General features: G+C 50.3%; 7 protein-coding genes. 6 read left to right on the top strand and 1 reads right to left on the bottom strand.

Annotated elements, in window-relative coordinates:
* Window positions 1-483 precede the first annotated feature (483 nt).
* Window positions 484-2,661, bottom strand: a complete 2,178-nt coding sequence (locus ACW14G_RS20445) for a right-handed parallel beta-helix repeat-containing protein (RefSeq protein ID WP_163449338.1) — start codon at window positions 2,659-2,661, stop codon at window positions 484-486.
* A 344-nt stretch (window positions 2,662-3,005) separates the two neighbouring features.
* On the opposite strand from ACW14G_RS20445, the gene glmU reads away from it, so the two are divergent.
* From glmU to ACW14G_RS20415, 6 genes are all read left to right on the top strand, one after another.
* On the top strand, window positions 3,006-4,379 hold the full coding sequence (glmU, locus tag ACW14G_RS20440; RefSeq protein WP_167574678.1) for a bifunctional UDP-N-acetylglucosamine diphosphorylase/glucosamine-1-phosphate N-acetyltransferase GlmU: 1,374 nt from the start codon (window positions 3,006-3,008) through the stop codon (window positions 4,377-4,379).
* Between the two features lie 168 nt (window positions 4,380-4,547).
* The gene (gene glmS / locus ACW14G_RS20435) at window positions 4,548-6,377 is read left to right on the top strand and encodes a glutamine--fructose-6-phosphate transaminase (isomerizing) (protein ID WP_223803611.1); all 1,830 of its coding nucleotides are present in this window, start codon (window positions 4,548-4,550) and stop codon (window positions 6,375-6,377) included.
* A 452-nt stretch (window positions 6,378-6,829) separates the two neighbouring features.
* On the top strand, window positions 6,830-7,405 hold the full coding sequence (locus ACW14G_RS20430) for a chaperone-usher fimbrial major subunit (protein ID WP_167574680.1): 576 nt from the start codon (window positions 6,830-6,832) through the stop codon (window positions 7,403-7,405).
* Between the two features lie 115 nt (window positions 7,406-7,520).
* Window positions 7,521-8,207 carry a fimbrial chaperone gene (locus tag ACW14G_RS20425; protein WP_249023387.1) on the top strand — a complete coding sequence of 229 codons (687 nt, stop codon included), beginning with the start codon at window positions 7,521-7,523 and terminating at the stop codon, window positions 8,205-8,207.
* A gap of 21 nt (window positions 8,208-8,228) precedes the next feature.
* Complete coding sequence (locus ACW14G_RS20420) at window positions 8,229-10,769, top strand: fimbria/pilus outer membrane usher protein (protein WP_249022538.1); 2,541 nt, start codon at window positions 8,229-8,231, stop codon at window positions 10,767-10,769.
* A gap of 13 nt (window positions 10,770-10,782) precedes the next feature.
* On the top strand, window positions 10,783-11,865 hold the full coding sequence (locus tag ACW14G_RS20415; RefSeq protein ID WP_167574682.1) for a fimbrial protein: 1,083 nt from the start codon (window positions 10,783-10,785) through the stop codon (window positions 11,863-11,865).
* Window positions 11,866-12,121 lie beyond the last annotated feature (256 nt).

Below are 12,121 nucleotides of genomic sequence, written 5' to 3'. Positions count from 1 at the left end.
CGCTAAACTGCGCGTTATCGAGTTGACCAAAAAAGCGATGTAACACCGGCTTGAAACTCAAAAAGCCAGTCTGGTCTCCAGGCTGGCTTTTTTTATGCTTTGTTTTAATTTAAATGAAACTGAAAAGGTATTTTAAATATTTTGTGATTTGAGTCACAAAACTGTTGATCGATAAAATCCGGAGGAGTAGACTTTGTTTTGTGAGTTGAGTCACAAAAAATATCACTACTATCGCAGGATAAAAATCATGAAACTGATCAACAAAATCATCGCTCTCTTCAGCTCTATGAACATCTCTTTCGGTACTTTCAACCTGTAAGGTTGATGACCGCACTGGCCGCCCACCTGTAGGTCAGATGCTGTTCTGTGATGCGCTGTACCGCTAACGAAAACGACAACACATGCGGTGTAAACAGAACCCAAAAATGAAGAAGGTCGCCTTACGGCGACCTTTGTATTTTGACCAGTAGTACAACCTACGCCTTAATCCTTATTCAGGAAATCACCGGTCTTAAAGCTGCCGTCCGCATTACGCTCCAGCGGCTGTGGTAATGTCAGCGACTGGAAGTCTTGCGCACGCAGTTCCTTCCCTTCCGTGTTCACGCTTTTGCCCTTCTCGATGAAGTAGTTCGTGGCATCAATGTTGCCCACCACCGCATCATCATATTTCCCCGGCTGGCTGCGCAGCGAAATGTTGTCGCTGAATACACCCTGCGTAGATGCATCGCCATAAGGGCTTGGACGGAAGATAAAGTTAAAGCGCTGGTTGTCGACGGCGACGTTATTGACCACCACCAGCTTGCCTGGGTTGAAGTTATCGGTGAAGCCATCAAGATGGTTGCCGATCGCGATACTGTTGCGGATTTCGTGCGCCACCGGCTGCCCTTCGCCGCCCAGCTTGAAGCCGTTGCTGGTGTTGTCGCGGGCGACAGAGTTCTCGATTACCACCACGCCGTTGGCGCCGTCCTCAATCTTATTAAACAGATCGAAGCCATCATCAATGTTGTTGTGTGAGTAGCATCCTTCCAGTCGGTTGCCTTCACCCACGCGCATCTTCACCGCAAAACCGTCAGCGTTGATCTTGCCTGGATCCTCGTTGCTGTGGGACTCCGAGTTTACCACGCGGTTATAGCTTGCCCACAGCGGACGACCAATCTTATCGACCGAGGAAATTTGAATCCCGGTATCATCATTGCGATAAGCCGTTACATTCTCGATCAGGTTATGGCTGCCCTGAATACGCAGGCTCTTCCCGGTGATATCCACGCCGCGTAGCGTCCAGTAGTTACCGTCCAACAGCATACCGTGGATAACCGCTTTACCGTTGGCTTCCAGCGTTTTACGACCATTCTCAAGACCGCTGGCTGAGAGCGGAATGTCGGTCTTCGGATAGTCACCTGCCGCCAGCACAATTTTTCCGCCCGGCGCGACCAGCTCGATGGCTGTTTGCAAATCCATTGGCGCGTCGGCGGTACCTTTTGCATCTGCCTTGCCGTTTGCTGCCGCGTACAGCGTGCTGGTGGAGATACCTTTCTGCTGGTTAACGGTCAACTGCTGCTCAACCGGCGTCCGGTCTTTACCGCTGGTGGGGGTAAAGGTCACCTGGAAGGTATTGCTCTCTTTCAGCGTGGCGGGCTGAGTGAACATCTCGCCGGCCTTCACCGCTTTATTCTCCCCGATCACCACTTCATTATGCCGAACGGTAAACAGCCCGTCGTAGTTGGCACGCGCTTGAAGCGTGTACTCTGGCGTCAGGCTCTTACTGCCTGAAGCGACCTGCATCACCACCGGCCATGATTTGGCGACGAACGGTTTAGAGGCCACGGTTTTCGCCTCAGAGGTGGTCAGCGAAGCGTCTTTAACGGTAATTTTGGCATTACGTGACGCAAAGAAGCCCACGTAATACTGTTTTTTATCCTGCACGGAGATCATATCTGCGTGCGGCACGCGCTCAGTCACCCACTCTTCACTTCCCTCCGGCGCCCAGGCGGTAACGAAGCCGTCATTTGTCCGTTCGAGCTTCAGGCGGAACGTCGGCGACTGACGCAGATCAACCCCTTCCTTGTAACTGACTTTCTTAATCTCGGATCCGGCGTTACCCCATGGTTGGGTTATACCGTTACGTGCGATCGCCTGTAGCTTCACGCGGTAATCATCTTTCTTGTCCTGGGTCATAATGGCGTTCATCACCATATTCGATGCCGCAGGAAACTCTTCATAGCCTTCTTTCAGCGGTTCCTGGCGTGGGATGCCGATGATATCGCGCACCAGTAGCCCCGCGCCTTCCTGTGCGGCCGGTTTAGCGCCGTTTTCCGGGCCAAACTGATCGACGGTTACCGTGGCCGATAGCACAAAGTTCTCATCGCTCGGTAACGTGGTGTAGAAGAAGGTCAAACCGTCGTGCGAGTTGGCGATTTTGCCGCCGCGACTTTCGATGGTGATAGGTTTACTGAGGTCGGCAATTTGCTGTGATGTCAGCGTCTTACCATCGATAGTGACGTTGTTTACGCCCACTTTCTCCGGAAGAACGTTGGAGGAGAAGTTAACGTCAGTAGACTGCCCAAAAGCGATCGCCTTCCATTGCTGGGGCGTCTGGGCCTGCGCCGCGAGAGAAAGCGCTGCACTACAAAGGGTAAGAGCCAGAGGTATCTTCTTGTTCATATTATCTTCCTGAATGGTTGATCGACGTAATTATCAACAAATTAAAACGTTGTTTCTTTTTTGCTCGTCACAATAATGAGTAAATAAAACGCCGTTTTGAAATGGTTAATCCTTTATTCAGGTGATAAAAAAACAAGATAAGCAGTGAGATAGCGCAGAATATGGCGCTGGGTCTGATTTCTTACAAGACAAATAGATTTGATATAGACGAAAATAAGGACAGAAAGTCAGGACGTAAGGGGATGTTGAACGTTTTATCAGCAAGCCATTTCATGCTGCAAAATATGTAGAATTTTCAACAAGAACCCGGTTTACTTCATACTTAATCTACAGACAGGATACCTATGTCTAACCGTACCATGAGCGTTGTGATCCTTGCCGCTGGCAAAGGCACGCGTATGTATTCCGATCTTCCTAAAGTGCTGCACACCCTGGCTGGCAAGCCGATGGTGCAGCATGTCATTGATGCCGCGAATCATGTTGGCGCAAACCAGGTTCACCTGGTGTACGGTCACGGCGGTGATTTGCTTAAGCAAGCCTTATCCGACGATAACCTGAACTGGGTGCTGCAGGCGGAACAGCTGGGCACCGGTCATGCGATGCAGCAGGCTGCGCCGTACTTCGCGGATGATGAAGACATTCTGATGCTGTACGGCGACGTGCCGCTGATATCGGTAGAAACGCTGCAGCGTCTGCGCGAAGCCAAGCCGCAGGGCGGAATAGGTCTGCTGACGGTGGTGCTGGACGATCCGAGCGGCTATGGGCGCATTACCCGTGAAAACGGCAAAGTGACCGGTATTGTCGAGCACAAAGATGCCACCGAAGCACAGCGTCAGATTCAGGAAATTAACACCGGTATCCTGATTGCCAACGGCGCGGATCTGAAGCGCTGGCTGGCGAAGCTCGACAATAACAATGCGCAGGGCGAGTTCTATATCACCGATATTATCGCCATGGCGTATCAGGAAGGGCGTGAAATTGCCGCGGTACATCCGGCGCGTATCAGTGAAACCGACGGTGTGAATAACCGTCTGCAGCTTGCCCGCCTTGAACGTATTTATCAGTCTGAGCAGGCTGAAAAGCTGCTGCTGGCGGGTGTGATGCTGCGTGACCCGGCGCGTTTTGATCTGCGCGGTACCTTGTCTCACGGGCGCGATGTCGAAATTGATACTAACGTTATCCTTGAAGGCAACGTGGTGCTGGGCAATCGCGTCAAAATCGGCGCGGGCTGTGTGATTAAAAACGCCACCATCGGCGATGACTGTGAAATCAGTCCGTACAGCGTGGTGGAAGATGCGCATCTGGAAGCCGCCTGCACCATCGGGCCGTTTGCGCGTCTGCGTCCGGGCGCTGAACTGCTGGAAGGCGCTCACGTCGGTAACTTCGTCGAAATGAAAAAAGCGCGTCTGGGTAAAGGCTCGAAGGCCGGCCATCTGACCTACCTCGGCGACGCGGAAATTGGCGACAACGTGAATATCGGTGCGGGGACCATTACCTGCAACTACGATGGCGCGAATAAGTTTAAAACCATTATTGGCGATGACGTCTTTGTTGGTTCCGACAGCCAGCTGGTGGCGCCGGTCACCATTGGCAAAGGCGTGACGATTGCCGCCGGGACTACCGTCACCCGCAACGTCGCGGATAACGAACTGGTGCTGAGCCGCGTACCGCAGGTACACAAGCAAGGCTGGCAGCGTCCGGTGAAGATTAAGAAGTAGGCCTGATAAGGCGTAGCCGCATCAGGCAACAAAGGCGAGGAGATAACATAATCTCCCGCCCACCATGCAGTACCTATAAAAATAACCCCACTCTCTACAAGGCTCGGGGCGCCCGGTATACGGGCAACAGGTTGACCGACAACGCGTAAAAAATCGGAACATAAACTTATGTGTGGAATTGTTGGCGCAGTCGCGCAACGTGATGTAGCTGAAATCCTTCTCGAAGGTCTCCGTCGTCTGGAATACCGTGGATACGACTCTGCGGGTCTGGCGGTGGTGGATGCAGAAGGTCATATGACCCGTCTGCGTCGTCTGGGAAAAGTCCAGATGCTGGCTCAGGCCGCGGAAGAACAACCGCTGTCCGGCGGCACTGGTATTGCCCACACCCGCTGGGCAACCCATGGCGAACCATCGGAAGGCAATGCGCATCCGCATGTGTCTGAACACATTGCGGTGGTGCATAACGGCATCATCGAAAACCACGAACCGCTGCGCGAAATGCTGCAAGCGCGCGGCTATGTCTTCGTTTCAGCGACCGACACCGAAGTGATTGCTCATCTGGTGCATTGGGAGATGGAACAGGGCGGTACCTTACGTGAAGCTGTGCTGCGCGCTATTCCACAGCTGCGCGGCGCTTACGGTACGGTCATTATGGACTCCCGCGATCCGAGCACGCTGCTGGCAGCGCGTTCCGGTAGCCCATTGGTGATTGGCCTCGGGATGGGCGAGAACTTTATCGCTTCTGACCAGCTGGCGCTGCTGCCGGTAACCCGTCGATTCATCTTCCTGGAAGAGGGCGATATCGCGGAAGTGACCCGCCGTACCGTGGCTATCTTCGATAAGACTGGCGCGGAAGTGAAGCGTCAGGATATCGAATCAAACGTGCAGTACGATGCCGGTGATAAAGGCATCTACCGCCACTACATGCAGAAAGAGATCTACGAGCAGCCGAACGCGATCAAAAACACCTTAACCGGGCGTATTAGCCACGGTCAGGTGGATCTGAGTGAGCTGGGGCCGGAGGCCGATGCGCTATTGGCGAAAGTGGAGCATATCCAAATTATCGCCTGTGGCACTTCCTACAACTCGGGAATGGTGGCGCGCTATTGGTTTGAATCGCTGGCCGGTATGCCGTGCGATGTTGAAATCGCATCGGAATTCCGTTACCGCAAATCCGCCGTGCGCCCGAATAGCCTGGTCATTACTCTCTCGCAGTCCGGTGAGACCGCCGACACGCTGGCTGGCCTGCGCCTGACCAAAGAGCTGGGTTACCTGGGCTCGCTGGCGATTTGTAACGTGGCGGGCTCGTCGCTGGTGCGCGAATCCGACCTGGCGATTATGACCAAAGCGGGCGCGGAGATTGGTGTGGCCTCCACCAAAGCGTTTACCACTCAGCTGACCGTTCTGCTGCTGCTGGTGGCAAAAATGGCCCGTCTGAAAGGTCAGGATGCCGCCGTTGAGCAGGATATTGTGCACGGTCTGCAGGCGCTGCCAAGCCGCATTGAGCAGATGCTGTCGCAGGACAAACGCATCGAAGCGCTGGCGGAAGACTTCTCCGACAAGCATCATGCGCTGTTCCTGGGGCGCGGCGATCAGTACCCGATCGCGCTGGAAGGCGCGCTGAAGCTGAAAGAGATCTCCTACATTCATGCGGAAGCCTACGCCGCCGGTGAGCTGAAGCACGGCCCGCTGGCGCTGATTGACGCCGATATGCCGGTGATTGTCGTCGCACCGAACAATGAGCTGCTGGAAAAACTGAAATCCAACATCGAAGAGGTTCGCGCGCGCGGCGGTGAGCTGTATGTCTTTGCCGATCAGGACGCGGCGTTTACCGATAGCGACAACATGCACATCATCGAGCTGCCGCATGTGGAAGAGGTTATTGCACCAATCTTCTACACCGTGCCGCTACAGCTGCTGGCTTATCACGTGGCGCTGATTAAGGGCACCGACGTTGACCAGCCGCGTAACCTGGCGAAATCAGTCACCGTAGAGTAAATGTGTCACCTAAAAGGCTGCTGAACGATCGGCAGCCTTTTTTTTATACCTTTTGTCCTTTATTAATGTTTGGTTACAAATATTCTTGTTTGCTTATTTATTTGCTTAACTAACTTTACATTCAACTTCGTTTTTGTGGTGAATGAATCTATTTTGTTAAATTGGATAAAAAAGAGCCATTTTAGACGAGTGTTGAATAATGGTATTGATAAATTCCTAAATATATAGGCTGGTGTATTTAAAATCACCTTTTTTGTATATAATGGAAATTAATATTTAATAAACAACACATACCCCATATTCATCTATTAATATTAAATGAATATCTAATTAAAATATTTTTATTGTAATCCCTATTCTTGGGTGTATTCTTCGCCGCCGTAAGGATGGTGTGTTTTATTTTTTGAAATATAAATAAAACACAAGGATATAATATTATTAATGGGGTTGTAATGAAACTTAATTTAATTGCAGGCGCTTTAGTTCTGTCTTCTACCGTATTCGCTGGCAATGTTCTCGCATCTGATGGCACCGTTCATTTCCGTGGCGAAGTCATTGATAGCACCTGTGAAGTTACTGCTGATACTGCCGATCAGAACGTTGATCTGGGTAAAGTTAACCGCACCGCATTTAGTGGGGTTGGCAGCACTGCAGCGCCAACAGAATTCCATATCGATCTGGACAAATGCCCGGCAACATATACAAAAGCGGCCGTTCGTTTTGATGGCACCGAAGCTTCTGATGGCAATGGCGACCTGGCTGTAGGTACTCCGGCTACCGCTTCTGCACCTGGCGATTTCACTGGCACTGGTACCGCGACAACCGCTACCGGCGTAGCAATCCGTATCTATAACCGTGCTGATAACTCTCAGGTTCAGCTGTACAAAGATTCTGCTTATAGCAATATTGATGCGACTGCGGGTACAGCTTCAATGAAGTTTATTGCGCGTTATATCGCAACCAGCGCTACAGTCACCGCAGGTACCGCTAACGCGGATTCTCAGTTCACAATTGAATACGTGAAATAATACAAACATCAATTCTGTTGATTTGTTTTATTAATTAAATGACGCCTGTCATTAAGGTACTCTTTTGTCTGGAGTCGCGGGCGTCTTTTTGCTCTTTTCTGGGATGATTAAATATATGATGACACGGCTAATTAAACTTGTTTTTTCTATAGTTGTGCTTTTTTATACCATGCAATCTTTTGCCGGGATTGTGGTGGGGGGAACCCGCGTTATTTTCCCAGGTAACGCGCCTGATACCACTATCTCCATTTATAATAAAGAAACGACATTGCCTTATCTTATCCAGGTGTGGGTTGATCCGTTTAATAAAGACGATAAAAGCAAACCACCTTTTACGGCAATCCCACCGGTCTCTCGTCTGGAACCTGGACAGGAAAAAGTGCTGCGTATTGTGAAAATCGCCGGTGAGTTACCAACAGACCGGGAATCTGTTTTCTGGTTGAATGTTAAAAATATTCCGCCATCAAGTGATAAAAAAGATACCAGCACGCTGGAAATTGCCATTAAAACAAGAATCAAATTATTCTGGCGTCCCGCCGCCATCAACTTAATTCCAGAAAAAGCCATTGCGAAAGTCAAATGGCATAAGCAAGGTAACCAGTTGGTAGTGGAAAATAAAAGCCCTATCCATATTAATATTATGGACGTTAATATTGATGGTAAAAATATCCCTCTTAATATGATTCGTCCTTTTGAAACACTGACGCTGGATTTACCTGCAGGCGTTTCCGGTCATTCTGTAGTCTGGCGCTTTATTAATGATTATGGCGCGATTAGCGAACCCGTAAAACAAGCACTTTAACCTGCCGATAAGGATATCTCGATGATGCGTTCGCGTCTTTGTCTCGCGCTGGTTTCGAGCGCCTGTCTGGGAGTTGCTACCCATGCTTTTGCCAGAGACAGTCTGTTTAATCCAAAGCTTTTAGAAATCGATCATCCGGTCGATGTTGATATTCGTCAGTTCAACCGTTCGAATACGCTCCCGCCTGGCGATTATAAGGTCGATATTATCGTTAACGGAAAGCTGTTTGAGCGCCGGGATGTCAAATTTGTGCAGGATAAACCAGATGCTGAACTACATCCCTGTTTTGTCGCTATTAAGGATGCTTTATCCTCGTATGGTGTCAAAGTTGATGCTGTAAAATCATTGCAGACTGTCGATAATAAAGCTTGTGTAAATCCTGTTCCATTAATTGATGGTGCTATCTGGTCATTTGATGCCAATAAGTTAGCGCTAAATATTTCCATTCCACAGATTTATTTGAATACTGCGGCGTATGACTACATCAGCCCCTCCCGTTGGGATGAAGGCATTAACGCGATGATGGTCAACTATGATTTTTCCGGCACGCACACCATGGAGTCGAATTACGACTCCGAAGAGGATGACACTTATTATCTGAACTTGCGTAACGGAATTAACCTGGGTGCCTGGCGGTTGCGTAACTACAGCACGCTGAGCGCGACGGGCAGTAATACGGAATACCATTCAATTAGTAGTTACGTCCAGCGGGATATTGCCGCGCTGCGCAGCCAGATTATGGTCGGCGACACCTGGACAGCGAGTGATGTGTTTGATAGCGCCCAGATCCGCGGGGTCAGACTCTATACCGACGATGACATGCTACCGTCGAGCCAGAACGGTTTTGCGCCAGTGGTGCGCGGGGTGGCGAAAAGTAACGCCACCGTGATTATCCGACAGAATAAATATGTCATTTATCAATCGGCAGTGCCGCAAGGCGCTTTCGAAATCACCGATCTGAATACCACCAGCGGTGGCGGCGACCTCGATGTGACCATCAAAGAAGAGGATGGTAGCGAGCAGCACTTTACCCAGCCATATGCATCACTGGCGGTTCTCAAACGTGAAGGTCAGACTGACTTTGATATCAGCGTGGGGGAAATGCGCGATGAAAGCGGATTTACTCCCAATGTTATTCAGGCGCAGGTGCTGCGTGGTTTGCCGTGGGGCCTCACAGTCTATGGTGGGACGCAGATAGCGAATGACTATGCCTCCGCAGCGTTCGGCATGGGTAAAGATATGGGATCGTTTGGCGCCGTATCCGTTGATATGACTCATGCGCGCTCGCACTTTGATGATGGCGATGATGAAAGCGGCCAGTCATACCGTTTTCTGTATTCCAAACGTTTTGATGATACCGACACGAATTTCCGTCTGGTGGGGTATCGCTATTCAACAGAAGGCTACTACACCCTCGATGAATGGGCGTCTCGACAGGATAATAGTTCTGATTTCTGGGTGACCGGTAACCGACGAAGCCGTGTAGAAGGGACCTGGACGCAGTCGTTTGGTCGCGGCTGGGGGAATATTTATCTGACGGTCAGTCGCCAGGAATACTGGCAGACCGATGAAGTTGAACGCCTGGTTCAACTGGGTTACAGCAATAACTGGCGACAGATATCATGGAATGTGTCGTGGAACTACACCGATTCCATCAACCGTTATTATGGCAATGACCATTATGACGATGATGATAACAACGACGACAACAATCATGAACAGGTCTTCATGTTATCAGTGTCTATTCCGCTCTCCGGCTGGATGGAAAATAGCTACGTCAACTACTCGATGACGCAGAACAACCATAACGACAGCACGATGCAGGCTGGCGTCGGCGGTACGTTACTGGAAGGGAACAACCTTTCTTATAACGTACAGGAATCATGGATGAGTACGCCGGAAGATACCTACAGTGGTAATGCCAGTATGGGATATGACGGTACTTATGGTTCGGTAAACGGCGGCTACGCCTGGAGCCGTGATTCGCAGCGCCTGAATTATGGCGCGCGTGGCGGTATTTTGGTTCATGGCGACGGCGTAACCTTCTCTCAGGAGTTGGGGGAAACGGTCGCGCTGGTGGAAGCGCCGGGTGCAGATGGGCTATCGGTTGAAAATGCGACCGGGGTCTCTACCGACTGGCGTGGGTATACGGTGAAAACGCAGCTCAACCCTTACGATGAAAACCGTGTGGCGATTGACAGTAATTATTTTGCCAAAGCCAATATTGAGCTGGATAACACCGTGGTGAACCTGGTCCCAACGCGCGGCGCGGTAGTGAAAGCGGCGTTTGTGACGCATGTTGGTTATCGTGTGCTGTTTAATGTGACTCAGGCAAATGGCAAGCCTGCGCCATTTGGCGCAATGGCGACCGCCCAACTGGACTCTGGAACGGTAAGCGGCATTGTTGGAGACAATGGCGATCTCTACCTGGCGGGAATGCCCAAAAGCGGTGATTTTTTATTGGCATGGGGCGAAGGTGGCACCAGGCAGTGTAAGGCGTCTTACCAGATAACCGAACAAGCGACCAATGGATTAATACAGGTGCCTGTAACCTGTCAGTAAATGGATGGATACGATGAATCGATGGCACTACGCCGGTATGGCGCTACTTTTTATGGGATCGGCTTCTGGATATGCCGCAACCTCGGGAACATGTGAAACCACCACCGGTACCCATGTGTTAAGCCTGACCTTTCCGCTGACGCAAATTGCGGCGGATCACAACGTATCAGGAACTACATTACTTGATGTAGCTGATGCCACCGCAAGCGATACTTACAGCGTGAAGTGTACGTGCGATACCGCTCACCGTAATGGGACTTACCATGAGATTTATTATACTGGCGATCCCGCGCCGGGCATGGTGTTTAGCCATACCTACAATGGACTTTCTTTTTACTATCTTAATGAGTATGTGGATGTTGGGACGAAGATTTACATTCTGAATGCTGGTTATACCGGCGTGCCGTTCGAAAATGTGTCGAATCAGGTACCGAATACAACAAATCATACCTGCGGGGGCGCAAGTACTTCTGCTGTTGGGGTTAAATTAGATACAGGAACGGACTCGCATCTTTCTTTCCATATTAAAAAGTCGATTAACGGGACGGTTGTTATTCCGCTCACGGATGTTGCTGTACTCTATGCCGGGCTGTCCAGCTCGTCTCCACGCGGAGATATCATTGCCAAAGTCAGAATCCAGGGAAGCCTGGTGGCTCCCCAGTCCTGTACCATTAATGGTGGTCAGGATATTACCGTTGATTTTGATGCGATTCCGGCCTCTGAGTTTTCATCAACCATCGGCCAGGCGATAACGACGCATAAAATCACGAAAACCGTCGATGTTTCCTGCACCGGTATGGAAAATGAAAGAACCCAGGGAGTAGACGTTTCCTTTGATACCACCACTCCGGGTGCTGATGGCTCGCTTATCGCCACCAGTAACGAAGACGTAGGAATTAAAATCTACAATAAGAACAACGTGCCCATTGATGTGAAAGGCGGTATTCTGCCGACGGATATGGGGACAACGACGCTGCTGGGGCGTAAAAATGGCTCGGTAACCTTTTCCGCCGCCCCGGCCAGCCTGACAGGCGAACGCCCGCAGCCCGGCACTTTTACCGCCAGCGCCACGCTGACGATTGAATTTACCAACTAAACTTCTTTTGCGGCTGTTTATGACAGCCGCTGTCATATTTCTCTGCCGACATGCTTTTTTTACTCTAAAAATAGTTTTTAAAATCAAAGTATTGTCAGTTCTTTTTTCTTGTCATCAAACTGTCATAAACCTTACATATAACTGTCACCTGATTGTCCTATTTTGCTCCTCGTAGCCACTAAACAATCATTTACGGATTCTTGCAGGAGACATTATGAAAGTTATGCGTACCACTGTCGCAACTGTTGTCGCCGCG

The organism is Kluyvera sp., assembly GCF_965301105.1.
Note: the sequence above shows the minus strand (reverse complement) of the source record. Positions and strands in the feature narration are given on the sequence as shown.